This window comes from Corynebacterium sp. HMSC064H12 (genome assembly GCF_001809925.1).
Classification (GTDB): Bacteria; Actinomycetota; Actinomycetes; order Mycobacteriales; family Mycobacteriaceae; genus Corynebacterium; species Corynebacterium jeikeium_D.
Map to the genome: position 1 here is coordinate 75,337 of NZ_KV799331.1, position 24,552 is coordinate 99,888.

At 59.6% G+C, this 24,552-nt stretch carries 23 protein-coding genes; 10 read left to right on the top strand and 13 right to left on the bottom strand.

Annotation, left to right across the window (positions count from 1 at the left end):
• The first annotated feature begins 61 nt into the window (after nucleotides 1–61).
• Nucleotides 62–565 (top strand): NUDIX hydrolase, encoded by a 504-nt coding sequence (locus HMPREF2681_RS03160; RefSeq protein WP_016421520.1) that lies wholly within the window; start codon nucleotides 62–64, stop codon nucleotides 563–565.
• Between the two features lie 116 nt (nucleotides 566–681).
• Here HMPREF2681_RS03160 and HMPREF2681_RS03165 read toward each other — a convergent pair whose 3' ends face one another.
• The 3 genes from HMPREF2681_RS03165 to HMPREF2681_RS03175 all read right to left on the bottom strand — a co-directional run bounded on the left by HMPREF2681_RS03165 (nucleotide 682) and on the right by HMPREF2681_RS03175 (nucleotide 2,645).
• Nucleotides 682–999 (bottom strand): hypothetical protein, encoded by a 318-nt coding sequence (locus HMPREF2681_RS03165; protein ID WP_187403920.1) that lies wholly within the window; start codon nucleotides 997–999, stop codon nucleotides 682–684.
• A gap of 42 nt (nucleotides 1,000–1,041) precedes the next feature.
• A complete protein-coding gene (locus HMPREF2681_RS03170; protein WP_016421518.1) occupies nucleotides 1,042–1,605 on the bottom strand; it encodes a MarR family winged helix-turn-helix transcriptional regulator in 564 nt (187 codons plus the stop codon).
• Between the two features lie 242 nt (nucleotides 1,606–1,847).
• Nucleotides 1,848–2,645 (bottom strand): exodeoxyribonuclease III, encoded by a 798-nt coding sequence (locus HMPREF2681_RS03175; RefSeq protein ID WP_038626705.1) that lies wholly within the window; start codon nucleotides 2,643–2,645, stop codon nucleotides 1,848–1,850.
• A gap of 121 nt (nucleotides 2,646–2,766) precedes the next feature.
• On the opposite strand from HMPREF2681_RS03175, the gene HMPREF2681_RS03180 reads away from it, so the two are divergent.
• The gene (locus HMPREF2681_RS03180; protein WP_222865185.1) at nucleotides 2,767–3,594 is read left to right on the top strand and encodes an RDD family protein; all 828 of its coding nucleotides are present in this window, start codon (nucleotides 2,767–2,769) and stop codon (nucleotides 3,592–3,594) included.
• A gap of 46 nt (nucleotides 3,595–3,640) precedes the next feature.
• Here HMPREF2681_RS03180 and HMPREF2681_RS03185 read toward each other — a convergent pair whose 3' ends face one another.
• Nucleotides 3,641–4,813 (bottom strand): N-acetylglutamate synthase, CG3035 family, encoded by a 1,173-nt coding sequence (locus HMPREF2681_RS03185; RefSeq protein WP_049193790.1) that lies wholly within the window; start codon nucleotides 4,811–4,813, stop codon nucleotides 3,641–3,643.
• Nucleotides 4,814–4,816: 3 nt separating this feature from the next.
• Complete coding sequence (locus HMPREF2681_RS03190) at nucleotides 4,817–5,398, bottom strand: peptide deformylase (protein ID WP_069358948.1); 582 nt, start codon at nucleotides 5,396–5,398, stop codon at nucleotides 4,817–4,819.
• Between the two features lie 195 nt (nucleotides 5,399–5,593).
• Here HMPREF2681_RS03190 and HMPREF2681_RS03195 point away from each other — a divergent pair, with 195 nt between their 5' ends.
• The 4 genes from HMPREF2681_RS03195 (at nucleotide 5,594) to HMPREF2681_RS03210 (ending at nucleotide 8,927) form a co-directional block, all read left to right on the top strand.
• Entirely contained in the window at nucleotides 5,594–5,941 is a 348-nt protein-coding gene (locus HMPREF2681_RS03195) for a DUF3263 domain-containing protein (RefSeq protein ID WP_016421513.1), read from the top strand.
• 42 nt (nucleotides 5,942–5,983) lie between these two features.
• Entirely contained in the window at nucleotides 5,984–6,907 is a 924-nt protein-coding gene (locus tag HMPREF2681_RS03200; protein ID WP_246822699.1) for a LytR C-terminal domain-containing protein, read from the top strand.
• Nucleotides 6,908–7,128: 221 nt separating this feature from the next.
• Nucleotides 7,129–7,686 carry a hypothetical protein gene (locus HMPREF2681_RS03205; protein ID WP_049169906.1) on the top strand — a complete coding sequence of 186 codons (558 nt, stop codon included), beginning with the start codon at nucleotides 7,129–7,131 and terminating at the stop codon, nucleotides 7,684–7,686.
• Between the two features lie 17 nt (nucleotides 7,687–7,703).
• On the top strand, nucleotides 7,704–8,927 hold the full coding sequence (locus tag HMPREF2681_RS03210) for a glutamate--cysteine ligase (RefSeq protein ID WP_070546059.1): 1,224 nt from the start codon (nucleotides 7,704–7,706) through the stop codon (nucleotides 8,925–8,927).
• 122 nt (nucleotides 8,928–9,049) lie between these two features.
• On the opposite strand, the gene HMPREF2681_RS03215 is transcribed toward HMPREF2681_RS03210, so the two are convergent.
• From HMPREF2681_RS03215 to HMPREF2681_RS03240, 6 genes are read right to left on the bottom strand one after another with little or no spacing between them, the layout of a single operon-like run.
• Nucleotides 9,050–9,400 carry a monovalent cation/H(+) antiporter subunit G gene (locus HMPREF2681_RS03215; RefSeq protein ID WP_016421509.1) on the bottom strand — a complete coding sequence of 117 codons (351 nt, stop codon included), beginning with the start codon at nucleotides 9,398–9,400 and terminating at the stop codon, nucleotides 9,050–9,052.
• Complete coding sequence (locus HMPREF2681_RS03220) at nucleotides 9,397–9,807, bottom strand: monovalent cation/H+ antiporter complex subunit F (protein ID WP_049189490.1); 411 nt, start codon at nucleotides 9,805–9,807, stop codon at nucleotides 9,397–9,399. The genes HMPREF2681_RS03215 and HMPREF2681_RS03220 overlap by 4 nt, the downstream gene beginning before the upstream one ends.
• Complete coding sequence (locus HMPREF2681_RS03225; protein ID WP_070429375.1) at nucleotides 9,804–10,409, bottom strand: Na+/H+ antiporter subunit E; 606 nt, start codon at nucleotides 10,407–10,409, stop codon at nucleotides 9,804–9,806. The genes HMPREF2681_RS03220 and HMPREF2681_RS03225 overlap by 4 nt, the downstream gene beginning before the upstream one ends.
• Nucleotides 10,409–12,112, bottom strand: coding sequence for a Na+/H+ antiporter subunit D (locus tag HMPREF2681_RS03230; protein WP_049193797.1), 1,704 nt, complete (start codon nucleotides 12,110–12,112; stop codon nucleotides 10,409–10,411). Before HMPREF2681_RS03230 ends, HMPREF2681_RS03225 begins: the two co-directional genes overlap by 1 nt.
• Nucleotides 12,102–12,617 carry a Na(+)/H(+) antiporter subunit C gene (locus HMPREF2681_RS03235; protein ID WP_048760372.1) on the bottom strand — a complete coding sequence of 172 codons (516 nt, stop codon included), beginning with the start codon at nucleotides 12,615–12,617 and terminating at the stop codon, nucleotides 12,102–12,104. Before HMPREF2681_RS03235 ends, HMPREF2681_RS03230 begins: the two co-directional genes overlap by 11 nt.
• Entirely contained in the window at nucleotides 12,614–15,751 is a 3,138-nt protein-coding gene (locus HMPREF2681_RS03240; RefSeq protein ID WP_049193803.1) for a Na+/H+ antiporter subunit A, read from the bottom strand. The genes HMPREF2681_RS03235 and HMPREF2681_RS03240 overlap by 4 nt, the downstream gene beginning before the upstream one ends.
• A gap of 286 nt (nucleotides 15,752–16,037) precedes the next feature.
• Here HMPREF2681_RS03240 and HMPREF2681_RS03245 point away from each other — a divergent pair, with 286 nt between their 5' ends.
• The 3 genes from HMPREF2681_RS03245 (at nucleotide 16,038) to HMPREF2681_RS03255 (ending at nucleotide 20,115) form a co-directional block, all read left to right on the top strand.
• Nucleotides 16,038–16,847 (top strand): metal ABC transporter ATP-binding protein, encoded by an 810-nt coding sequence (locus HMPREF2681_RS03245; RefSeq protein WP_035006260.1) that lies wholly within the window; start codon nucleotides 16,038–16,040, stop codon nucleotides 16,845–16,847.
• Nucleotides 16,844–18,610 (top strand): metal ABC transporter solute-binding protein, Zn/Mn family, encoded by a 1,767-nt coding sequence (locus tag HMPREF2681_RS03250; RefSeq protein WP_222865187.1) that lies wholly within the window; start codon nucleotides 16,844–16,846, stop codon nucleotides 18,608–18,610. Before HMPREF2681_RS03245 ends, HMPREF2681_RS03250 begins: the two co-directional genes overlap by 4 nt.
• Before the next feature lie 293 nt (nucleotides 18,611–18,903).
• A complete protein-coding gene (locus HMPREF2681_RS03255) occupies nucleotides 18,904–20,115 on the top strand; it encodes an IS110 family RNA-guided transposase (RefSeq protein ID WP_070546060.1) in 1,212 nt (403 codons plus the stop codon).
• Nucleotides 20,116–20,266: 151 nt separating this feature from the next.
• On the opposite strand, the gene HMPREF2681_RS03260 is transcribed toward HMPREF2681_RS03255, so the two are convergent.
• Nucleotides 20,267–20,821, bottom strand: coding sequence for a 2-isopropylmalate synthase (locus HMPREF2681_RS03260; RefSeq protein WP_048731724.1), 555 nt, complete (start codon nucleotides 20,819–20,821; stop codon nucleotides 20,267–20,269).
• Nucleotides 20,822–21,060: 239 nt separating this feature from the next.
• A complete protein-coding gene (locus HMPREF2681_RS03265) occupies nucleotides 21,061–22,446 on the bottom strand; it encodes a dipeptidase (RefSeq protein ID WP_070546061.1) in 1,386 nt (461 codons plus the stop codon).
• A 378-nt stretch (nucleotides 22,447–22,824) separates the two neighbouring features.
• Between HMPREF2681_RS03265 and groL the strand changes: the two genes are divergently transcribed.
• Complete coding sequence (groL, locus tag HMPREF2681_RS03270) at nucleotides 22,825–24,450, top strand: chaperonin GroEL (protein WP_038626677.1); 1,626 nt, start codon at nucleotides 22,825–22,827, stop codon at nucleotides 24,448–24,450.
• The last annotated feature ends 102 nt before the right edge of the window (nucleotides 24,451–24,552 follow it).

Genomic DNA, 24,552 nt, shown 5'->3' on the forward strand with positions numbered 1-24,552 from the left:
AAATCTTAGTCGCTCGGGCTTGTGACGGAAAACACAAGGGTATCTGGCGTAGGGTGGAGACATGCTTCAGGATGGAAATGGTTGGGCAGCCGGCCCCAACGGTACGCGCTGCTGGGGACGCTTCGGAGCTGCAGGGCTGCTGATTGTGAGCCCTCAGCGCACGGTGCTTATGCAGTATCGAGCTGACTGGACATCGTTCCCCCTAACGTGGGGTGTTCCTGGTGGGGCTTGTGATTCTCATGAGACTCCTGAGGCGACCGCGCTGCGTGAAACGGCTGAGGAAACTGGGCTGCTGGAGCATCAGCTTCGCATCCTCGACACGCAGGTCACCACCGGGCCCTTCCCGGCCGATCCGGACCGCCCCGAGCTCGCCGGCGGCTGGAAGTACCACACGGTCTACGCACTAGCTGCCGAAGAGCTGGAGACGAATCCGAACGAAGAGTCTCTAGAGCTGCGCTGGATTCCGCTTGACGACGTCGACAGCCTCAATCTGCTGCCGCCTTTCGTGGAATCGTGGCCCCGGGTGCGCGCGCACCTCGAGAAATTGTTGGAGGCCCTTGGCTAGGTGGCTAAGGTCTGAGGTTAACACCGACCATTGAGGCTGCACGCTGAGATTTGGCACACCAAAGCCGCTCCCCGGCGCGACTTTTAAGTCGGGAGAGCGGCTTGTCTACTTGTTGCTTACTTGGAGTCGGCAACTGCTGCCGCGCCAGCGGCCAGCGCGGTGACGGTCAGGACAGACGGCCATGCGCCAATCTTCTTAGCCAGCGGGTGTGAGAGGCCGAAAGCGCCGAGGTAGGCGGCCACTAGGCCAGCGGCTCCCAGGGCGCCGGTCTTTGCGCTCCAGGTGCGTGCTGCGTATGCGCCGGCGGCACCCAAGATGACGCCACCGAGCGGACGAATGCCTGTTTCGCGAGCGGTGAGCCAGCCGCCGATGAGGCCAGTGGCCACGAGCGGAGCGGTCTTTACGTCTTTTGCCTTCTTCAAAGTAATAGCCATAAGCATCATCGTACCTAGTAAGAAGGGCTTGGCGGCGCGCTTTTAGAACGGCTCCTGGCGGCGCTGGTGCTCCTCAACATAGCTTTCCGAGTGCTCCGCCAGCTTCAGTAGCGAGGGCAGTGCCTTAATGAGCGCACGAACGTCCTTTTGCGACATTGTCCGCACAATTTCGTACACCAGCGCACCCCAGTGGTCGATAAGTTGCTCCAGCAGCGTCTCGCCATCGCTGGAGACATAGAGGTTCTGCGCACGGCGATCCTTTGCATTGTTCTCGCGTTCAATCAGTCCGTTGTCGAGTAGACGGCGAACTGTTGCCGAAACGTTGGACGGGCGCAGGAAACGCAGGCGTGCAATGTCGGATACGCCGCAGCCCGGGTGGGTTGAAATAAAGTGCAGTACTTCCATTTCCGACTGGGAAATGTCCATCCTGGCATTCGGGCGCTCACCGAGGCGGCGAGTCGACGCAAGGAAGTCATACAGGCCGATGGAAATCTTCTGCACGCTTTCGCGCAGGGATTCATCGGACTCAGTCGAGTCATCCGCGGTGGGGAAGCCGCTCGCTGGCTCCGGGGTAGTGGTGCGCTGAGGGGAGCGTGCAGAAGTCATGATCTTCCTTCCCGACGTAATGAATTGATGTTCTGAATAAACACCTTATATCGTCGAAATAACTTTCTGTGGTGAAAATTTGTAGATTGAACAAAAAGTTAGACTCATAAGTGTTGTGCGGGTGCTTTATCGCCCATTTCTGCCCCTGATTTTAGGGGCTGGCAGCAAAGACTCCGCTTTACGACGGCCCCAGCGACACCCCCTAGTAGGAACTAGGCCTACGCGCTTTTCCGCCCGTTTATCTACACTTCGTAATCCACAATCACCGGAGCATGGTCGGATGCGCCTTTGCCCTGACGCTCTTCGATGTCGATGAATCCGGCGGACGCCTTTGCCGCGAGGTCGGGGGAGGCGAGCTGGAAGTCGATGCGCATGCCCTCATCCTTGAAAAAGCGGCCAGCCTTGTAATCCCAGTAGGTCCACTGGTTTGGGGTGAATTGGCGAGTTACTTCCTTCATGCCCGCCTGCTCCAGCGCATAGAAAGCTGCGCGTTCAGGCGGTGTGACGTGTGTTTTCCCTGCGAAGGCTGCCATTGACCAGACATCGCCGTCGGTCGGGGCAATGTTGAAGTCGCCGCCCATCATGAAGGTGGCCTCCGGGTCGTCGTCAAGCGTGGCGATGATGTGCTGACGGAGCCGCTCCAGAAATTCGAGCTTGTACTCGAAGTGCGGGTCGGTGATGTCGCGGCCGTTCGGGATGTAGAGGCTATGGACGCGCACGCCACCGCAGGTAGCGGCGATATGGCGGGCCTCCAATGCGGGAGTTGCGTCGGGGTCCTTGTTGAAACCGGGCTGACCGGGGAACTCTGCCTGGATGTCCTCAAGGCCGACGCGGGAGATGATGGCAACGCCATTCCACTGATTCAGGCCGTGGTGGGCGACTTGGTATCCCAGCTCTTCAAAAGCAGCGGTGGGGAATTGGTCGTCCTTGCACTTGGTTTCCTGGACGGCCAGGACATCAATGTCATTCCGGCGCAGCATTTCCACCATTCGGTCGAGGCGAGTTCGAGCCGAATTGACGTTCCAGACACAGATTCGCATATCAACGATTGTAAAAGGGGAACGAAACGGCGGCCTCATGCGTTGAACAAAGCAGTGACAAAATAGGCGGACAAAAACGGACAAGGTGGGCGGAAGCCCGGTAGGAAAGGGAGTTTCGAGGTTGGCTAACTGGGACGATCGCCGTTACGGCGGCGAGTACAGTCCGACGGATTACCTGGGTAGTAGTGGCAGGAACGCTTATCGGGAACACGACGCATATGCGGCGTACGATGCGGCAATGCCGTATCAGGAAGTGCCATATCCGGTAGCAAACATTCCGGTCGGCTATGAAAGCGGGTACCCCGCTAGCTATGGGGTGTCTTCCTTCGGTGAGCTCAGTGCTAATCCCAAAGTCGCGCCGCTGACCGCTCAAATGGCAGTACACCTGGGCTTTGACCCCAATCTGGCCAATGGCTCAGTGGCACGTCGTGGTGGTGCGCTGTTGGTGGATTCTGTCATCTACACTGCATTGATTGCCTCCATTGCAGTTCTCACTAGCATCGTGGGGACATCGGACAGCGGCGTAATGGTGATGCTGATCAGCCTCTTCCTCGGTCCCGGTGGTTTTTACCTCTACCGCGTGGCGGGGGACTCCATCTTCGACGGGTCGCCGGGTAAACACGCCATGGGCATGAAAATCGAAGGTGCACACGGGATGCCAGTCTCAGCCCGCGATGGTTTTGTGCGCAATGCCTGGATTCTGCCGTCGATGATTCCGGTCGCCGGTTGGTTTGTCTCTGCGGGCCTGGCCGGCTGGATTGCAATGGCTGCCTCACGCGATCCGCTGGGGAGAGGTCGTCATGAACTCTCGGTCCACACCCGTGTGGTGGAAAAGCCGGAGACGCGCGAGCTGCCGCGTGGGCAGCGCCGCATGGGCAATCGCATGGGTAGCAAAGAGCAGCAGGGCAAGCAGCTGAAGCGGATTAAAAGGGTTAAGCGCGGGAAGTAGGGCAATCAGGGCGAGCAGCGCAGGGCCGAAACGTAACCCCCGGCCCCTAAGCCCCTGTCAGCTCCGCGTAGCGGTGCCGGTGGTGCTCGGTAAAACCGAGTGTCCGGTACAGCGCAATGCCAGCCTCATTTGAGCCCAATACCTGCAGATATGCAGAATCTGCCCCGTGTTGTGTGCCCCAGTGCATCATGTGAATTCCCAGTAGGGTGCCAAGTCCTCGGCGGCGCATATCGGCTGCGACTTCCACAGCGGAGAACCCGAGCCACACACGGCCGTCGTCCGATTCGGTCAGCGTGCCGCGCGTAATGGCTACCGTGCGTATGCCTTCAGGCGCATTGTTGTCAGGCACTTGCAGGCGTCCGAAGCACATGCGGCCATCAATTTCATTGCGCAGAAGCTGTAGTGCATGCTCGGGCAGCGTGGTACCGCGGAAATGGTAGAGCCCCAGCCAGTCGTCGTCAGGTTGATCAGCGATATCCACCTGCACGTCTGCAAGCTCGACGCTGTGCTCATCGAGCACCTGTACGGCGCTGTGCTCATCAAGCACCTGTACGGCGCTGTGCGATTCAGCTGCCAATTCAGCAGGCGGCAAATCCCCATCGAGTGAGCGCGTCATAACCACAATGTCCGGCCCGACCGTCCACTCCGGCCCCGCGACCAGCGCCTGTGCAGGTTTGGCGATTCTATCCGGAATCGCAATCCGCACCGGCAAATCGTGGGAATCGTAAAACGACTTAATCTTCTCCAACGGCACCGGCTGAGTGCTGGCTCCGGGTTCGAGCGGCAGCGCGGAGTTGGAACGCTCCGTAATGCCATCGCCGGCTCGCAGCAGCCAGCCCGACTCCACCACATGCGCGATACCCGGGAAGGCCTTCGCTGTCGCAGTTTCCACGGCGCGAATATCCGAATTGCGCACCGGATGATCCGGCAGGGCCTTCACAATCAAAATGTGCTTATCGCTAAAGTCCACCGCTGCCACGGATTCGTCGGCACGCACGCCAGCACGAACCTGCGGACGCACGACGAACGGATCCATGCTGAGCACATGCCCAATGACGTCCGTAGTCTTCTTGCCGCTGGCCAATGCTTCTTCATCGGTCAGCGCGTGCCGCACAATGACACGACGTCCCACCGCCACTTCACCGACGCCCCAGCGGGAAATCGGTAGCTTCTGTGCTGCATTTTCGCTTGCCGACGACTCCAATTGCCTATCCGCCACGATCTAATCCTCGTGGCCGAACGGATCCGGATCCACGCCCGGCATCCAGGTCAGGCCGCCCTCGGTCCAACCGGCGCGCTTGATTTCCTTCTTGGCCATGCGCTTCCAACGACCGGTGAGGCAATCGGTGTAGAGGAACCCATCCAGGTGGCCGACCTCGTGCTGCATGCAGCGGGCGAAGAAACCGGTGGCCTCGATGCGGACCTCTTCGCCGTTTTCATCCAGGCCGGTGACAACAGCCTTCTCCGCACGGTTGGTGGGGAAGGACAGGCCGGGCACAGAGAGGCAACCTTCGTCATCGGAGCCGTCGTCGTTAGGCATGGTCTTCGGGATTTCACTGGTGGTCAGCACCGGATTGATGACGCAGCCGCGGTGCCAGACGTCGTCGTCATCGGGGCAGTTGTAGACGAACAGACGCTTGCCGACACCCACCTGGTTGGCAGCCAGCCCCACACCGTGGGCGCGGTCCATGGTTTCGTACATGTCCTCGATGAGCTCGCGCAGCTCGGAGACGTCCTCGGTTACCGGCTGGGTAGGAGTGTGGAGAACGGGGTCTCCGGCAATCACAATGGGACGGATAGTCATGCCGCTGATTCTACTCGGCGTCCATGTTTTCTAAATCGCCTGGTGATGTCCGAGTTGTGTCAGGCAGTTGTAGGTGGGGCATAGGTGAGGCTGGGCGGCTGGGCCTTACCATGTATCTTCGCTAAGTATCTGCATAGGCAGTGTTGTGCAGAATAGAAAATCAGGGCGAGTGAGAAGGAAAGCGGGGTGCGGAAAATGGTGAGCAAGAAACCCATAGGCGGCAGCCACGAACCTGAGACTGAGCTGCGGCCTGACTCATCCGAGCATCCCGGACTCGCGGGCGATACCGGCGGCATTGAGCCCATTTTGGCGCAGAAAATGCTGGATTTTGAGAAGGAATGGCTGAAAGTTGCCCGCCGTGGGCCGCGTATGGCCGGTGCGCGGCAGGAGGCAATTCGGCGTCGCTTTGCCGAGGACTTCGGCAACAACACAATCCGTTACCACCAGGTACTTTCGCGACTTCTCGATTCTCCGGCAGCCGAAGCGGCCGAACCCGTGTTGGTTCATCGGCTGCGCGCCGTGCGGGACAACCAAGACGCATAAGGTTCAAGTTTCACTTCACGGTTCGGCGGCAGAACATATAGGATGTGGGATGTGTCTGACCAACTAAACCCTCAGAATTCGCCGCGTCCGGGCCGTCATCGACTCGATGACGACTTCGACGACTTCGATGAGTACAGCGATTACGCGGAGGCTCCCGCCGCTGGCGGCGCCCATGCGTACTCCGAGCCGTCGGATGCTCAACACACAGCGCCAAAATCTGCGGCTCCCGCCGCTGGTGCAGCTGCTGCTGGTGCCACCGCCGCCTCGACCGGTGCCAGCGCTGGGGCTGCTAGCAATTCCGCAGCTGCTGATGGTGTTGATGACGGCGACATCGGCGACGGTGCCGGTGATGGCCGCTACATGCGCGTTCTCGCTATCGTGCTGCTCGCTATCGGCGTGTGCCTGGTCGCCTACGGTGCCTATGCACTCAGCACACGTGGCGACGATGCCGAGAACACCGGCCAGAATGACACCTCGGCATCCGCTCCGGTTGACTCTGGTGCGCCTGCTGACTCGGCCAACGGCAGTGATCCGGCAAAGGATGGTGCTGTTGGAGATGGTGACGGCGAGGTTCCGCCGCCGCCACCGGCAAATGAGCCAGGCAAACCGCTTCCTCCCGCTGAGAATCCGCCGGCACAGGATGAGGCCAACGAAGCGCCCCAGATTGACCGCAAGACTGTCAAGGTCAGTGTCCTGAATAACTCTGAGGTCGTGGGCCTCGCCGATGACCTGTCCAAGCAGATGGGCGAGCAGGGCTGGGGCGCCGGCGAGACCGGCAATGCTCCTGAAGAGAAGATGGGTGTGTGGGAGAAGACCACCGTCTACTTCGACCCGAGGAACGAAGAGGAAAAGGCCGCCGCTGAGCAGATCGCGCATGACAACGGTTGGGAAGCCGCACCTCGCGATGACCGCCTCCGGGACGCTCCGGCGGGAATCGTCGTGGTCGCCACTGACCCGGCTCACTAGACTCCCGGCCCACCAGGCTTTGGTCTCTCACTAAGGTTTGCGGCCTAAGCGTCAAAACCTGCCGCCGTGGTGCGAAGCCCCATAGCTTTCCAAGTCCCGCGTAAGCCACACATTTCATGGCCTACGCGGGGCTTTTGCATATTTTGCAGTCTCAAACAGATCACGGCTGAAAAAGGGGTACTAGTATTCTGCTAGTAGCCAGTGAGGTCTGTGAGGTTTTTATGTTCGCCGTAAAGCGTCGTCGTGTTGCTGTCGCCACCGCGTTGGGTTGTGCTGCAACACTGTTGGTGTCCTGCTCGGGGGTTGAATCCAGCAGCGACAAGGACGGGAACGCAGGCGCGTCGACAAGCACTGCGCCAGTGAGCGTAGATCCGGCTGCACCGAAGCTGACCGAGCGAGTCAGCGCCTATAACTTCATCCGAACAAACGACGACGGATCAATGAAAATGCTGGCAACTGTACAGGTCATGAGCGCCAAGGGATGGATGGGCCTTTCCGACGAAAAAGGTCAGTTCACTACCTTGGATAAGGGCAAGTACACAGTGCAGGCGCGCGGTGCATCTGGCTGCAGTGGCATCGGCAGCCCCGCAACCGAAGGGTTGGGTGTCATCGGCGAAGTGCACGTCGATGACAAACGGAATGCAGATGTCTGGAACGTTCCGTCCAAGGTGGATGAAGACAGTTTCACCACAGTTGCGCTTGTCGATTCCAACGGTGACCTTGCCTCCTGCGCAAAAACCGTCACCTGGACGGAGCCAACTGAGGAAAACGACTCCTAGTGTGAAAAAATAGCGGTATGACTGAGCAATTTTCCGGATCGGCGCAGCCATCACTGGGAGTGGAATGGGAAGTGGCGTTCGTTGACCGACGAACGCGCGACACCGCCCCCGCTGCCGCCGAGGTGCTCGACATCATCGATGCGGAGCATCCCGGACATGGGCTCCAGCGAGAGTTCCTCGCCAACACCGTAGAGCTCGTCACCGGTGTGCACACGAACGTGCCCGGTGCCGTAGCGGAGCTCCAAAGCCAGCTGGATATGGTTCTCGACGCCGCTGACCGCGTTGGGGTGGATGTGTGGTCATCGGGCTCGCATCCGTTCGCCCGCGGTACTGCTCAGCAGGTCAGTGCCAAGGGGCACTACTCCGAAATTATCAACCGCACTCAGTGGTGGGGGAACCAGATGATTATCTGGGGAGTCCACGTCCACGTAGGCATTAAAGACTCCGAACGCGTTTGGCCGATCATTCAGGCTCTGGCAACGAAGCTGCCGCACATGTTGGCGCTGTCTGCCTCCTCACCGGCCTGGAACGGCGAGGATATGGGTTACGCTTCCAACCGAAGCCTGCTCTACCAGCAGCTTCCCACCGCGGGTCAGCCGCCGGCGATTTACACGTGGCCCGAGTGGGAGTCCTACATGCACGACCAGTCCCGCTCCGGCGTCATCAACCACACCGGCTCGATGCACTTGGACATCCGCCCGGCATCAAAGTACGGCACCATTGAGATTCGTGTCGCCGACGCCACCTCTAACCTGCAGGAACTCGCCGCTATCGTGGCATTGACGCACTGCCTGACGGTTTACTACGACCGCATGTGGGAGGCTGGCGAGGAACTACCGTCACTGCAGTCCTGGCACATCGCCGAAAACAAGTGGCGCGCCGCCCGCTACGGCATGGACGCGCTGGTCATCGTCAATCGCGATACCGACGAGCGGTGGGTTCGCGACGAACTCCGTGAACTTGTGGTTCAACTCGCCCCGCTTGCCGACGAACTGGGTTGCCGAGCCGAACTGGAATTCGTCAACAACATCGTGGAAATGGGCGCGGCATACGAGCGGCAGCGCACTGTGGCGGATGCGGCCGGGGCGCTGCCGTCCATGGCTACCGAGGACGACGTACGGGCGAACGAAGAGCGCATTGGCCACACCCCGTGGCGTGCCGCCGTGGATCTTGCGGTGCAGGAACTGCGCGCCGGGCATCCGATAGCGCCTGCAGATTTCCACGAGCAAGTAGACGACTAGCCGTCGTTAAGCGGTGTGTTCCTAGACAAAAATAGTGACTAGGCTTATAGCACTTTTGAGGTGCATAAACCTAGTCACTTTGTCATAAACCCAGTCAGTAACTTAAGGCCATTGTCCTCTCGTTATTCTCGGCTGTCATCGCGGGCCAGGCTGTCCTCGTCGACGAGCCTCTCCTTGAACGCCTCGTGGCCAACGCGGTTACTAACAATCGGCGATGTTCCCAGAGCAAACAGGATAATCAGGGTCAATAGAGCCAAGTCACTGCTAGTAGTTGTGTGAGCTGACGCGTGCGTGGCGACGTGTACAAGCGAGCCCGACAGCGTCAAAATTAGCCCCAGTGTTTGTGGCTTGGAGGATGCGTGCATCCGACTGATGGTGTCGCGGAAGCGTATCAATCCCACGGACGCTGCAACGCACAGTAGCATTCCGGTGAGAATGAGTGTGATGGCGATAATGTCTGCCACGAGAATCATTTGGACTCTCCCTTCGCTGTTTTTGGAGCCGTTGTCGGTGTTGCCTTAGGCGCCGCTTTCTGTGCGGTTTTCTTTGTGGCGACCTTTCCGGCTGCTTTCGTCGCACCCTTCCGGGAGCTCTTTGCGGGCTGCTTTCCGTCATCCGGAACACGGAACTTGGCGACCGCCAGCGAAGACAGGAAACCGAGCAGCGCAATGATGAGCATTGGGTAGACCACCGAAGTGTCCAAGCTCCAGGCCATGAACGCAGCGAGCATGCCCTGCAGCATTGCAGTCGTCGACTCCAGCGCCACCAGGCGGTCCAGCGAGTTTGGGCCTGCGATCATGTGTCCGAGGGTAATCATCACCGCAATGAAATAGCCTGCGGCAGCCACTCCGAGCAGAGTGTTAAAAACTTCCGGGTTCATCGGCTACTCCTTTCGCTGCTCTTGTCACTGCTCACCTGGTTGTCACTTGGCACCGACTTGGTCGGTTGCTCGTTGACATCGCGGTTTTCAAACGCCCGAATAACCCGACGCTCGATTCGAGTCAGCTGGTTGATTTGCTCGGCTACCTTGCTCGTCGACGACGCGTCGAGAATGTGCATGGTCAGCGTCTTTTCCCGCTTGTCGATGTCCACGATGATTCCGCCCGGCTGCAAGTTAATCAGTGCCATTGCAGTCGTGAGCGAAATATCGTCATTGGTGCGCATAGGGACCTTGATGATGGCCGTCGGTGGTGGATCAGCTCGTCGGATGGCCAGCCAGGAGACACTGATTGAGGCCTTCACAAAGTCGATTGTCCAGGAACCGAACAGTCGCACCATGCCACCGAAGTTGATGTCCAGCGCGCTGTTTGGCGGGATAGGCATGGCGAGGTTGAGCAACGTGGCTACCAGGATTCCCGAAAGCACATTGGCAAATGTCACCTCGCCCCACAGCATGACCCAAATAATCACTGTGAATAAGAAGAGCAGGATTGAAATACGTGGTGGTCGCTTTGCAGCCACCTTGGCGCGCGCTTTACTCATCAGCTTTCACCTGCTCCTTCCAGCGTGCTGGTGGCACGTTCGGTCGCTGAATCCGACTTCCATGGGCTCTTGGTGCGGCCTGGGTTTTCCAGCTGCTCCAGGCCCTTGTCATCGGCCGAGTCGATACCGAGGACCGCTGCGCGGTACTCATCAACATTCGCGACGTTGCTTGCCGCTTCGGTAGCCACATTGGACAGTGGCCCGGCCAGAACGGTAACCCCCACAGAGGCAATCACCAGCAGGGCCGTCGGCATCACCATGCCGAGTGGCATCTTGCCGACGTCGTCACGCTCTGCGATAGCAACCATCTGAGTCCTTTCCCGGAGCGCGGCTGGCTGCGCAAGCACGGTGTCGCCCTCGGGGGCGTCGGAACGGTCGCGCCAGAAGGCCTTCGACCAGACGAGAATCATGGTGTAGAGGGTCAGCAGGCTGGTGATGATAGATCCCGCAACCAGAATCCATGCGGTGGCGGATCCGTTCTGTGCGCCGGCCTCGATGAGCATGACCTTGCCCAGGAAGCCTGAGAACGGTGGGATACCACCGAGGTTGAGCGCGGGCACGAGGTATAGCAACGCCAGCAGCGGCGACGTCTTGGCCAGGCTACCGAGGCTGCGCAGGGAGGACGAGCCCGCCTGGCGCTCGATAAGCCCGACCACCAGGAACAATGCCGTCTGCACCAGAATGTGGTGGACGATGTAGAAAATCGCGCCGCCGAGTCCCAGCGTATTGCCGACGGCAATACCGAAGATCATGTATCCGATGTGGGATACCAGCGTAAAAGACAAGAGACGTTTAATGTCATTTTGGGCCATGGCACCGAGAATGCCCATGAGCATTGTCGCTAGGCCAGCCCACATCAGGACGTCGTCAAGCCTGCCGTCTGGGAAAACGACACTGCGCGTGCGGATGATCGCGTAGACACCCACCTTCGTCAGCAGCCCCGCGAAGACCGCGGTAACCATCGACGGTGCGGTGGGGTAGGAGTCTGGCAACCACGCCGACAGCGGGAACACCGCCGCCTTCACTGCGAAGGCGACGAGCAGCACTGCGAAGATCGCGGTGCGGGTGCCATCGGGGATGTCCTCCATGCGCAGGGAAATGTGTGCGAAGTTCACCGTGCCGACCGCTTGATAAACCAGGCCAATCGCCAGCAGGAACACCATCGAGGACAACATGTTGACCATCACATACGACACGCCTGCGCGAATGCGTGACGACGATGCCCCCAGCGTGAGCAACACGTAGGAGGCTACGAGCAGAACCTCGAAGCCGACGTACATGTTGAACAGATCGCCGGCCAGGAAGGCCATGGAGACGCCCATGTTGAGCAGCATGTACGTCGGAACGAAGACGGAGATCGGCTCATCTTCGTCACCATCGCTAATACCCTGGCCGATGCCGAACCACATCACGGCAAAGAGGACCAGCTGAGAGACGGTGATCATCAACACTGCGAGGTTGTCGGCTACGAGCGTGATGCCGATTGGTGCGTCCCAGCCGCCCACCTGGACCGTGTGGACGCCGTGCGCGTAGATGAGATACACCAAGGCGCTGGCGACTCCCAGCAGGCTGCCGAGCGAGATTAGCGCGATCGCCTGCTGTGCTTTGGGAAAACGTGCCAGCAGCAGAGCAATTGCGGCGGTGGCGGCGGGGACGATGATAGGCAGCGGAATTAGTGCCAGAATTATTTGCTCAGTCGTCATCGTCGTCACCTCCTGGGGAGTTTGATGGCGGGGTCACGGGCTTTTCGAAACTGGCCGGACCGAAGCTATCGCCGGCCTCTGTGGGACGACCGGTGGTGGGATCGTCGGACTTGTCGTGGTCCGGAGCAGCTGATGGGTCGCTGGCCCGACGCATTGCCAGGCTGCGGTCCTCGTGGTCATCTTGCACGTGATCGCCGATGCGGTAGCGGTGCTGGCGATAGAGCAGAGCCAACAGGAATGCGGTCATGCCCATGGAAATAACAATTGCGGTGAGGATAAAGGCCTGGGGCAGTGAGTCTGCCTGAGCATCGCTGACCAGCGATTCCCTATCCCAAATTGGTGGCCGTCCCGGCGAACCAGAGCCAAGCAGGATGAGCAGGTTGATACCGTTGCCCATCAGCAACAGTCCCATGAGCATCCTGGTCAACGAACGATCGAGGAACAGGTACACCCCTGTAGCAATCAGCGTGCCGACAGTTGCTAGCAGAACAAAATTGAGAATCACGGGTGTGTGTCCTTTCCTTCGGTCCTAGCTGGGGCTGTCGGTTCTGAAGCCTCTGAGGTGGCTGTGTTGGCAGAGTCTGCGGGTTTAGTGCCGGCAGGTTTAACGCTTGCGGGATTAGCGCCTGCGGACTTAACACCTGCGGGCTTAGCCGCCGCCAACTTGCTGCGCAGCTGGCGGGACTGGCCGAGTGCGGCTCGATTCACACGACGTGAACGATCACGCTCAGCGCGAAGGTTTATCTGAGCGTCGATGCCACCGCCCAAACTGCGCAGGATGTAGACAATCGTGCTAACCACGATCATGTATACGCCCAGGTCAAAGAGCATCGGGGAGACAACAGTGACATCTCCGAGCAGCGGAATTTCCCGCGAGCCATACGTAGAAGTTAGCGGTGCCCACCCCACAAACAGTGGCCACAACGCGCTGAGTGCCGACACCAGCAAACCGCCGCCGAGAAGCATCTCGTTAGGAATCGGCAGAGTTGCCGCCAACTCACGACGACCACCGATGAGATAACGCATGGTCAGTGCCAGCGCAGCCACGAGACCACCGGCGAAGCCACCGCCGACATCGTTATGGCCGGCAAAAAAGAGATAGAAGGAAACCACCATCATGGCGGGGAAGAGCACGCGCGATGCCACCAGCACCATGATCGGGTAGCGCAACCGCTCGGCTTCACCGGACTCATCGAGAGTGTTCAACCAACGGTTGGTGCGGCGAGCTCGATTCCGCTGCGGCTTAATCTTTGAACGCATATGCATGGTATGCGTGCGGAAGACCAGTGAGGTAATCCCCAGAGCCACCATCACCAGCACGGTGATTTCACCGAAGGTGTCCCAGGCGCGGATGTCGACAAGCAGTACGTTGACTGCATTCTGGCCGTGTCCAATATCGTGCGCCAGCGGCGGAATGTCGCCCGAGATTGGCTCAGTACGACGGGAGCCCATGGCGTAGGCGGCCAACACGGGAACCGTGACACCGACTGCAATGGCCAGCCATGCACGGTGTCGTGTCCACCTCGGGTTCGATGCCGGTGCCCGCGGGGAGAGCGTACGCAACACCAACACGAAAATAATCATTGAGACCGTCTCGACCAGCAGCTGCGTCAGGGCCAAGTCAGGAGCGCCGTACATGGCGAAAATAATGGCCAAGCCGTAGCCTGTCACGCCTACCAGGATGACCCCGGAAAGCCTGTTCTTCTGCCGGGTAGCGGCCAGCGCCGCGATAATCATGATGAGCGCAACTGCACCCTGCGGAGCAGAGTCCCACAGTTCCATTCGCAGCTCATCGCGCTCGCCGAGCAACAACGCACCGATGGACAGCACGATGAGGGTCAGCAAAATGACCGCTTCATTCAACGGGAGGGAACCACGCTGGGTCGCAGCAGTGACACGGAGAGAAAGACGGCGGGCCAAGTCCAGGATTCCGTCGTAAAGCGCATCGGCACTACCGAGAGCCGGCTGATCAAACTGCAGCTGACGCACCAGATTACGCTGCCAATGCATGATGGCACCCACGAGTAGAATTGTGGCCGTCAGTGCCAGCGGAAGGGTGAATCCGTGCCAGAGCGCCAGGTGCGTTTCTGCTTCCGTATTCGGGAATGCGCTGGTGAGATAGGGCGAGATAATCGAGTCGAGGACGCGGGGAACCAGGCCGAAAACCAAACCTGCCAGCGCCAACAGCCAAGCCGGGCCAATCTGATCCCACGTCGGGGAATCCATCTCTGCCACGGCAGGGGAAGTGCCACCGCCGCTGGCGTGGGTGCTGGACTTGGTCGCAAACGCGGCGCGCAGCAGGTACAGCGAGTACGCTACGGTCAGAATCGAACCCACGACGAGGCCAATGGTGGTAAACACCGACGGCATCCCATGCAGCGGATCAGCATTGAGCGTGGCCTCGAGCGCCGCTTCCTTGGCGACGAAGCCGAAGAACGGCGGCACACCCATCATCGATGCAGCGGCGAGAATCGAAATCACCAGCAACTGCGGCGACTTTCTACCGAGCCCAGAGAGCTCACGGATATCGCGCGTACCAGTCAGCCTGTCAATTGTGCCCGCGACCATAAACAGCGCGGCCTTGAACATGGCATGGCCGAGCGTCAGTGCCAGGGCTGCCAGCATCGTCGCACGCGTGCCTATCGACGCGACTGTGATGATGAATCCCAACTGGCTGACAGTGCCATACGCCATAATCAGCTTGAGATCCTTCTGGCGCAGGGCCATCCAGCCGGCCATGATCATGGTCAAGAGGCCGAGCGGGATGATGATTGGCTGCCACGCGTTGGTGTCATTGAAGGTCGGCGCGAGCCGGGCAACCAGGAACACACCGGCTTTGACCATCGCTGCCGAATGCAGGAAGGAAGAAACCGGGGTAGGGGCGGCCATTGCACCGGGTAGCCAGAAGTGGAAGGGCGCGATAGCGGACTTCGACAGCGCACCAACGACCAGCAGGATTGCGGCCGTGGATACTGCCGTGGAGTCCAGCTGTGCCGCTGTCAGAGCGCCAGGCGCGGTGAGTTCGGAGAAGTTCCAGAAACCGGTGGTCACTCCCATCAGAACGATACCGACCAGCATGATGAGGCCACCCAGCGTCGTGACCAGGAGCGCCTGGCCTGCTGCGCGACGGGAGGAGGCGCGCTCGGCGTAGTAGCCCACCAGGAGGAAGGACAGAACCGAGGTAATTTCCCAGAAGACGAACATCAGCATGATGCTGTCGCTGATGACCAGGCCGTACATCGCCGCAGCGAAGGCGATCATTTGGGCTGCGAAGGAACCTACGCGGCGACGTTTGCCGAGTGGCGGGTTGATGAAGTAACCGGAGCAGTACACCAGTACGAGAAAGCCGATGGTCAAAACCAGCGTGCCGAAGAGCGATTCAATAGGACCTAATCGCAGGTTTACATCCAAGTGGATAATGGGCATCCACGAAAAATGCGTGACGGCGGGTTGCGTGAGTGCGGAAGTTTCCCCGTTGCCATTGTCTAGAGCTAAGCGAACGAGATGGGTGCCGGTGTAGATGGCACCGCCTGCCAGCGGGAGGCTGAGTACGAGGAACCCGCGGGTTCCGAGCCACTTAATCGTCCATGGTGCAAGCGCTGCCGTAACGAACAGGATGCACAGGAGAGAAGTCACTATTCCATAATGATTGGAACACGCCAGTTCATGCAACCCCGTTTTAGGGACTTAAGCATTTGAAGCGGTGTTAACCGAGTGTGTGAAAACGGTCAATTGTTTCTGGGAAAGTGAAAATTTGGGGGTGAGTTGTGGGGGGGGGGCGGAAGTTGGGCATTTTTTGGGGCTTGAGCGGCTGACTGCTCAAGCCCCAAATCAGTGCCATTACTGCCCCCCAACACCACCCCACCCCAAAGGTCAATACATTGAACTTGGTGATTCATTGAACTGACCACTATTCTTGGCTGCCATGAGTATTAGCGTCCAGAACTTGAGCGTGAGCTACGGCGCGAACACCGCGATTCGGAACATCAGCTTCACCCTCGACTCCCCCGGCATGCACGGCATCATCGGCCCCAACGGCTCAGGCAAATCCACCCTCATGAAGGCGATGCTCCAGATCCTGGACAAACACAACGTCCACGGCACAGGCCCCACCGGCGCCCCTGCCGGCTACCCCGTCACCCTCGACGGCAAGGCCCCCGCCGAGCAGCGCCGCGCAATCGCTTATATCGAGCAGCGCTCTGACCTCGACCGCAACTTCCCCACCAGCGTCTTCGACACCGTCCTGATGGGCACTTACCCGCGCCTGGGTCTTTTCCACCGCCCCGGCAAGGCCGAACGCGAAGCAGCCACCCAGGCTCTCAAGGACGTCGACATGTGGGACTTTCGCCACCGCCACATCAGCGAACTCTCGGGCGGACAGTTCCAGCGCGTCCTCTTTGCCCGCGCCATCGTCCAGGACGCGGAGTACATCTTCCTGGACGAGCCCTTCGTCGGCATCGACGTCCCCAGCGAGAAGACGATCGTGACCCTGCTGCGGCAGATGGCGGACGCGGGCAAGCACGTCGTCGTCGTGCACCACGACATGAACACGGTGCGCGGCTACTACAACGACCTCATCGTCCTCAACGGCGAGCTCGTCGCGGCGGGTCCCACCGAGGAGGTCTTCGTCCCCGACGTGCTGCAGAAGGCCTTCGGCGCGCTCGTCATCCGCGAGCCGTCAGCACCAGCCCACCCCACGCCACGGCAGGCAGCCCTCCAGGAGGAGACAGCATGATCGCGGAGTTCCTCGACTCACTACTCAGCCACGGCTACCTGCAAAAAGCGCTGATCACCTCGGTGATCGTGGGCGTGGCCTGCGGCATCGTCGGCAGCTTCATCGTGCTGCGCGGCATGGCCCTGATCGGCGACGCCATCTCGCACGCCGTACTACCGGGGGTCGCGGCCTCCTACCTGCTCGGCACGAACCTCTTCCTCGGGGCGGTGGTCGCGGGTCTACTCGCCACACTGGCGATCGGGCTGATCAGCGAACGCTCCACTGTGAAGAACGATTCGGCGATCGGCATCGTCTTTTCCACCTTCTTCGCGATCGGCGTGCTGCTCATGGCGAAAGCGCAGACGGCGACGGATCTGACGGAGATCCTCTTCGGCAACGTCCTGACCGTTCAGGACGCCGACCGCAACCTCTCGATCGGTATTGCCGCTGCCGTGCTGATTCTCACGCTGGTCTTTTACAAGGAGCTCAAGCTCAGCACCTTCGACCCCGTCATGGCGCAGTCGGCTGGCGTGCCCGTGCGGGCAATCCACTACGGGCTGATGGTGGTGCTCACGCTGGTGACGGTCATTTCCCTGCAGACGGTGGGCGTGATCCTGGTGGTCTCCCTGCTGATCACTCCGGCGTCGGCGGCGTACCTGCTGACGAACCGGCTGGGAGTGATGATCGGGCTTTCAGTGGCGATCTCGGCGCTCAGCTCCGTAGTGGGGCTGTTCCTGAGCTATAGCTACAACGTGTCCTCCGGCGTGACGATCGTGCTGACCGCCAGCGCGCTGTTCCTGCTGGCTTTCCTCTTCGCGCCAGGCAAGGGACTGATTGCTCGCTCGCTGGGCAATAAGCCACTGGCCGCGCTGTTGGCCCTCCTGGTGGGCGGTGCCCTCGTGTTCGGGGCCGTGACCTTCTCGACGGAGGAGAAGGCAGACGGTGAGCAGCTGAACGTCGTCACCACCTTCACGCTGCTGGCGGACCTGGTGGAGGAGATCGGCGGCGAGGCGGTGGACGTCCATAACCTCGTGCCGACCGGCACGGACCCGCACGACTACGACCCCCTGCCCGCGGACCTGGATGCGACGAGCGACGCCGACCTGCTGTTCTACAACGGGCTGAACCTCGAGGGCGGTGAGCACGGCTGGCTCGCGAAACTGAAAAACACCGCGGGCCTGGACGATTCCCAGATGGTCGAGGCCACCAAGGGCGTGGAACCGAAGTACCTCAAGGACGAAAAGGGCAATCAGGAGATCAACCCGCACGCCTTCCTGGACCCGACCGTCGGCATCGCGATGGCCGAGAACGTGACCGCGGCGCTGGCCGAGGCCCTGCCCGAGCGTGCCGAGCACATCGAGGAGAAGGGGGCGGAGTACAAGGCCATGCTGGAGAGCATCGACGCCGACTACCGCGAGCAGATCGGTGCGCTGCCGAAGGAGGATCGTGTGCTCGTGGCCAGTGAACATGCCTTCCAATACATGGTCGACACCTACGGCATGGAGCAGCTGTATATCTGGCAGATCGACACGGATGAAAACGGCTCCCCCGCGCAGATCGGACACCTCGTGCGCCAGCTGAAGGACAAGCGCCCGAAGCACCTGTTCGTGGAGTCGAACGTGGATACGCGCCCCATGAAGACCGTCTCGAAGGAGGCCGGGATTCCGATCTTCGACGAGCCACTGCACTCCGATGAGCTCGGCAAGCCGGGCACGGTCGCGGGAACCTACGAGGATTTCCTGCGCAGCAACTTGAAGACCATGATCGCGGGGCTGAAGCGCTAAAACGCGAATGCTCGAGGCCCACATGCGTTGGGCTTCCCCGGTCGCATTCCCGTTACCTTGTGAGTGTCCCCGATAATGGGGATAGTCGCTGGTCCCGGTATGGCTTACCTGCCCTGTAGTTTCCATAATCCGGGGGGGGTGTTGCCGCCGGGTGCCAGGACTTTCGATGACAGCTGATAGGGACACGGCCAGTTTTAAACTAGGTCTCTTTGTAACGTGGGTGCTTGCAACGAAGGTCATGACACCAGCGACTGGAACAACGCCATACCCATCTCGTTTTCTAGGAGCTCATCATGTCTCCGGAGCATTCCATCGACATATTCCTTGGGTTAGACGTCGGCAAATCTGAACACCACGCCTGCGCCTTAGACCGTGATGGCAACAAGGTCTTCGACAAACCGTTGCCTCAACTCGAATCCGAACTAGCAGGCGTTTTTCACCAGCTTCAGAAGCTTGGCACCGTGCTCGTGATCGTCGACCAACCCAACACCATCGGCGCACTACCGATTGCTGTAGCCCGGGACTGCGGTTGCGAAGTCGGATACCTGCCAGGTCTTGCGATGCGCAAAGCTGCAGATCTCTATCCGGGACGTGCAAAAACAGACAAACGCGACGCATTCATCATCGCCGACACCGCCCGCACAATGCCCCACACGCTACGTGCCGTCGACCGCAATGATGAGGTACTCTCCGCCCTAAAGATGCTGTCCGGCTTCGATGATGACATCGCCCGCGATTGCACTCGCACTGTCAATCGGCTTCGCAGTGTCCTCACCCAGATCTACCCCAGCCTGGAACGAGTTTTTGCTGGTAGCACCCTGACTCGCACGCCGATCCTGGAATTATTGATCCATTACAAGGGACCGCAGGGGCTAAAAAGAGCCGGATACCAACGAGTGTTGAACTGGATGATCAAGCGCACACGTAAAGACCCCACCCCGCTGGTAGACGACATTTTTACAGCGCTGAAAGCTCAAACAGTCACCGTGCCTGGAAGCGATGCCGCCGAGTTAGTAATTCCTCAACTGGCTGCAAACATCCAGGCCCTCAAAGAGCAACGAAACACCATTGCTGAGCAGGTTGAAGAGATGCTCGCTGATTTCCCTCTTTGTGAGGTCTTGATGAGTATGCCCGGAGTCGGCATCAAGACCGCAGCGCAGATCCTTCTTGCGATCGGTGATGGCTCCGACTTCGCTAGTGCTGGCCACTTAGCTGCTTATGCTGGAATAGCACCCGTGACTAGACAATCCGGTTCGTCGATCAGAGGTGAATTCCCGGCACGGTCAGGCAATAAACGACTGAAAAACGCCTTGTTCTACTCCGCATTCGCAGTTATCCGCAGCCACGAACCGTCACGGCGGTATTACGAACGCAAACGCGCTGAAGGAAAACGCCACAACGCAGCAGTCATCTGCCTGGCACGACGCCGATGCAATGTCATCTACGCGATGCTGAAAAACAAGGAGTTCTTCCGCGAAATCCCGCCACGCCCCGTCGCCGCATAAAGCCCCAAAGACGAAGCCGACCAGCACACGCTGGCCGGCTCCTAGGCACGCCTAAGAAACTACTCCCAAGACTGTGCTCGTCAACATCGGTCTGGCACTTGACAAAAACATAGGGACACCCCCCGTTTACTAAACGAGCAGCATCCGCGTCCTACCCATGCAGGCGGTTAGCAGCGCAGACCAAAGCGGAGAGCACGGAAGCCTCCGGAGTCTGGCCGAAGCCCATGGTCCACACATGGTCATTGTTGTGACCTGCATAGACAAAGGTAGCGGTAGCTTCGAAGATTTCGAACTGGTGGAATTCCACGATTTCCACGCGGTAACCTGCATCAGCCAGCAGATTAGTGCAAGCCGACACCGGCCCCATAGCGGTAATCTCCTGGGTGAAGGTGTGGGTGTGGTCGTCCTTGTCGGTCAGTGTTAAGTCAGCGTTGAAATTCCAGCGCCCCAGGGTGCCGCGGGTTGCCTCGAAATTCTTGATCTGAACCGGGCCGCTCGTGGGGGAGTAGGTGTCCTTGAACTTCTGCCAGTTCATGCCACGAGCTTCTTGCCTTAAGCCTCGAGGCAGGCGATGTCCGAATCGAGCCCTAAATGGATCGTCGGAATAAGTTCGCACATTGCCGTCGTCCTGGTGCTCCAACGAAGGGCGCTTGCCCGTGAACGTCGTCGAAGTGGACATGTTCTTCTGGGTGCGAGTGGGAAACATTCTTTTCTGGTCCTTTGCTTAGTTGCTTTTGCTGTGAGTGGCGGACCAACCAAGTGCTTTGAGAAGTTGCGGCCAGAGACCCCGTGTGGAGGGGTCAGTCCTGTCGGCCTCCACCGGGGTTCGTAGCCTTCGCTACTCGAATAAGAATGTTCTGCTGCATGGGTGGAACCTTACTACAGGTAAAAGATGTGACACAAGTCATTCAATCAATATCTTTGGTGGATTCTTTGCTGTCCCCGTTAAATTCCGTTGACAGAGGCCAGGAAAACCGCCTCGCCAATAGCGATGTCGCGAATCTCGTTCGGGTCGACCGATTCATCAGCCGAGTGGATGCGAGCCTGTGGCTCCTCCACGCCGTAAAGCGCGATGTCAGCACCTGGTACGGCGTCCAGCAGGGTGGCGCACAGCGGAATTGAGGCGCCCTCGCCCATGCTTGCGGTCTCCTTGCCATAGGCGGCCGACAGGCTGTCAGCGACCAGTTGCACAACCTTGCCCTCAACGTTGGCCCGGAACGGGTTAGCCAGCTCGTCGCGTTCGACCGTCACCTTCACGCCCCACGGAGCATGTGCGCGCAGGTGATTTTCCAGCGCGTCCTGCGCCTCAGCCGGATCAACGCCGCCTGGGATGCGGAAGTTAATGTGCGCCATGGCGGTCGACGAAATCGCGTTGACAGCATTGGTTGCCGGTGGGCAGTCGATGCCGGTCACAATCACCGACGGGCGCGCCCAGGTCAGATCGGAGACGGAAGTGTCCTCGTTGCTAATCAGGCCCACTCCATTGAGCACGCCGGCGTCAGCGCGGAAAGTCTCTGGCGAGTAGTCCAGGCCCTCCCACCGCTGCGAGCAGTCCAGTCCATCAATAGAAGTAAAGCCATTTTCATCGCGCAGGCTGTCGAGCATGCGAATCAGTGCCGCCAGCGCATCCGGGGCTGCGCCGCCGAACATGCCCGAGTGAACCGGCTGCTCCAGCGCATCGACGCGTACTTCCACATCGGCGGTGCCGCGCAGAGTGGTCACGAGCGTCGGCTGGCCAACCTCGGCATTGCCGACATCCGCAATGAGGATGACGTCGGCGTCGAAAAGCTCTGGCTGTGTGGCGATGAGGTTGTTCAGGCCCGCCGACCCGCGCTCCTCGGAGCCCTCCACGATGAGTTTGATGTTTGGCATGTCGACGTGGCCCGCAAGAGCGTCGTCGCGCAGCGCGCGCAGCGCAGCCAGGTGCATGACCACGTTGCCCTTGCAGTCGGCAGTACCGCGTCCGTACCAGCGACCGTCGCGCTCATCGAGCGTCCACGGATCCGCGGTCCAAGCGGATTCGTCGCCCGCCGGCTGGACGTCGTAATGGGAGTAGAGCAGTACGGTCTTCGCGCCTTCCGACGACCCGGGGATGAAACCCGACAGTGCAATCGAACCGTCGATGGTGTGATGCGCCTTCAGTTCGATGCCCAGCTCTGCGTACATCTTGGTAACCGCCTGAGCTGCGTCAATGCAAGCCTGTTTGGTTTCTTCGGTGCCGTGTACGGAAGGGAAAGCCACCAGCTCGGTCAGCTGGGTGCGGATGGTCTCGCGTTGGCTGGAGATGTGGTCTCGCAGGGCGTCCGTGAGTTCCTTATTAATAATGCTCATGTGCGACAGTGTAGGCGCACAACCATGATGACGTTGGGAGTGACGTCGGGAGTGGTATTGGCGTTGGGAGTTGCGGCGCTTAACCTTGCACTCGATGGGGTTGAGTGCTAAAAAAGTGAATTAGCACTTGCTCTAATTGAGTGCTAATAAAAACAACTTCACACCTTGTGTATGTGTGCGTTGTATGCGAGTTGCAGCAAACTGCAGCACATACTGCAGCGCAGGCTGAAACAAGTGTTGCAAAGTCGTTAAAAAGTACAGTGTTGACTCCGGTGATGGAGAGGGCGGCGCTTCCCTCGAATCACATGCCGTCGCGGGCGCCTGGGTCAACTTCCAATGTAAGTGCCACATAAATAGACGGAGGATTCTTCAAACCTCATGGCTAAGATGATTGCATTTGACGAGGAGGCCCGCCGCGGTCTCGAAACGGGTCTGAACACCCTGGCAGACGCTGTCAAGGTTACGCTGGGCCCGAAGGGTCGCAACGTAGTCCTCGAGCGCAAGTGGGGCGCACCGCTGATCACCAACGACGGTGTCTCCATTGCACGTGAAATCGAACTTGAGGATCCTTACGAGAAGATCGGCGCTGAGCTGGTCAAGGAAGTTGCCAAGAAGACCGACGATGTCGCTGGTGACGGTACTACTACCGCTACCGTTCTGGCTCAGGCTCTGGTTTCCGAGGGTCTGCGCAACGTTGCTGCTGGCTCCAACCCGATGGGCATCAAGCGCGGCATCGAGAAGGCTGTCACGGCTGTTACCGAGAAGCTCCTGGAGTCCGCTAAGGACATTGAGACCAAGGAGCAGATTGCTGCTACCGCTGGTATCTCCGCTGCTGACCCGGCTATCGGTGAGCTGATTGCCACCGCTATGGACAAGGTCGGCAAGGAAGGCGTCATTACCGTGGAAGAGGCCAACACCTTTGGTCTCGACCTGGAGCTGACCGAGGGTATGCGCTTCGACAAGGGCTACATCTCCGGTTACTTCGCCACTGACATGGAGCGCCAGGAGGCCGTTCTGGAGGATCCGTACATCCTCCTGGTTTCCGGCAAGATTTCCAACATCAAGGACCTGCTGCCGCTGCTGGAGAAGGTCATGCAGTCCGGCAAGCCGCTGCTGATCATTGCTGAGGACGTCGAGGGCGAGGCTCTGTCCACCCTGGTCGTCAACAAGATCCGCGGTACCTTCAAGTCTGTCGCTGTCAAGGCTCCGGGCTTCGGCGACCGTCGTAAGGCAATGCTGCAGGACATGGCTATCCTGACCGATGGCCAGGTCATCTCCGAGGAGGTCGGCCTGTCGCTCGAGACCGCTGACCTGCCGCTGCTGGGTCGCGCTCGCAAGGTGGTCGTAACCAAGGACGAGACCACTATCGTCGAGGGCGCTGGCGAGCAGTCCGCTATCGAGGGCCGCGTCAACCAGATCCGCGCTGAGATCGAGAACTCCGACTCCGACTACGACAAGGAGAAGCTGCAGGAGCGCCTGGCTAAGCTCGCCGGCGGTGTTGCAGTTATCAAGGCTGGCGCCGCAACTGAGGTCGAGCTCAAGGAGCGCAAGCACCGCATTGAGGATGCCGTCCGTAACGCAAAGGCTGCTGTGGAAGAGGGCATCGTCGCAGGTGGCGGTTCCGCACTGCTGCAGGTCTCGCACGTGCTTGACGACGAGCTGGGTCTGACCGGCGACGAGGCAACCGGTGTCCGCATCGTGCGTGCGGCTCTCGCAGCTCCGCTGCGCCAGATTGCTCTGAACGCTGGTTTCGAGGCCGGCGTCGTTACCGAGAAGGTTGCTTCCCTGCCGCAGGGTGAAGGCCTGAACGCTGCTACCGGCGAGTACATCGACCTGATGGAAGCTGGCATCAACGACCCGGTGAAGGTTACCCGCTCCGCACTGCAGAATGCCGCTTCCATTGCGGCTCTGTTCCTGACCACCGAGGCTGTTGTCGCTGACAAGCCGGAACCGGCTATGCCGGCAATGCCGGGTGGCGACGAGATGGGCGGCATGGGCTTCTAAAAGAGGTCCCGACTGCTTGAGTTAGCCTAAAAAGCGCCGCTGAGGGAAATCCTCAGCGGCGCTTTTTGCGGGTTAAGTAGCAAAAAGTGTGTCTGACTTTCA

Excerpts from the sequence above, each read along its gene's own strand:
- HMPREF2681_RS03160 (WP_016421520.1), top strand. The coding sequence starts at position 62 with ATGCTTCAGGATGGAAATGGTTGGGCAGCCGGCCCCAACGGTACGCGC.
- HMPREF2681_RS03165 (WP_187403920.1), bottom strand. The coding sequence starts at position 999 with ATGGCTATTACTTTGAAGAAGGCAAAAGACGTAAAGACCGCTCCGCTC.
- HMPREF2681_RS03170 (WP_016421518.1), bottom strand. The coding sequence starts at position 1,605 with ATGACTTCTGCACGCTCCCCTCAGCGCACCACTACCCCGGAGCCAGCG.
- HMPREF2681_RS03175 (WP_038626705.1), bottom strand. The coding sequence starts at position 2,645 with ATGCGAATCTGTGTCTGGAACGTCAATTCGGCTCGAACTCGCCTCGAC.
- HMPREF2681_RS03190 (WP_069358948.1), bottom strand. The coding sequence starts at position 5,398 with ATGACTATCCGTCCCATTGTGATTGCCGGAGACCCCGTTCTCCACACT.
- HMPREF2681_RS03195 (WP_016421513.1), top strand. The coding sequence starts at position 5,594 with ATGGTGAGCAAGAAACCCATAGGCGGCAGCCACGAACCTGAGACTGAG.
- HMPREF2681_RS03200 (WP_246822699.1), top strand. The coding sequence starts at position 5,984 with ATGTGGGATGTGTCTGACCAACTAAACCCTCAGAATTCGCCGCGTCCG.
- HMPREF2681_RS03205 (WP_049169906.1), top strand. The coding sequence starts at position 7,129 with ATGTTCGCCGTAAAGCGTCGTCGTGTTGCTGTCGCCACCGCGTTGGGT.
- HMPREF2681_RS03210 (WP_070546059.1), top strand. The coding sequence starts at position 7,704 with ATGACTGAGCAATTTTCCGGATCGGCGCAGCCATCACTGGGAGTGGAA.
- HMPREF2681_RS03215 (WP_016421509.1), bottom strand. The coding sequence starts at position 9,400 with ATGATTCTCGTGGCAGACATTATCGCCATCACACTCATTCTCACCGGA.
- HMPREF2681_RS03220 (WP_049189490.1), bottom strand. The coding sequence starts at position 9,807 with ATGAACCCGGAAGTTTTTAACACTCTGCTCGGAGTGGCTGCCGCAGGC.
- HMPREF2681_RS03225 (WP_070429375.1), bottom strand. The coding sequence starts at position 10,409 with ATGAGTAAAGCGCGCGCCAAGGTGGCTGCAAAGCGACCACCACGTATT.
- HMPREF2681_RS03230 (WP_049193797.1), bottom strand. The coding sequence starts at position 12,112 with ATGACGACTGAGCAAATAATTCTGGCACTAATTCCGCTGCCTATCATC.
- HMPREF2681_RS03245 (WP_035006260.1), top strand. The coding sequence starts at position 16,038 with ATGAGTATTAGCGTCCAGAACTTGAGCGTGAGCTACGGCGCGAACACC.
- HMPREF2681_RS03250 (WP_222865187.1), top strand. The coding sequence starts at position 16,844 with ATGATCGCGGAGTTCCTCGACTCACTACTCAGCCACGGCTACCTGCAA.
- HMPREF2681_RS03255 (WP_070546060.1), top strand. The coding sequence starts at position 18,904 with ATGTCTCCGGAGCATTCCATCGACATATTCCTTGGGTTAGACGTCGGC.
- HMPREF2681_RS03260 (WP_048731724.1), bottom strand. The coding sequence starts at position 20,821 with ATGTTTCCCACTCGCACCCAGAAGAACATGTCCACTTCGACGACGTTC.
- HMPREF2681_RS03265 (WP_070546061.1), bottom strand. The coding sequence starts at position 22,446 with ATGAGCATTATTAATAAGGAACTCACGGACGCCCTGCGAGACCACATC.
- groL (WP_038626677.1), top strand. The coding sequence starts at position 22,825 with ATGGCTAAGATGATTGCATTTGACGAGGAGGCCCGCCGCGGTCTCGAA.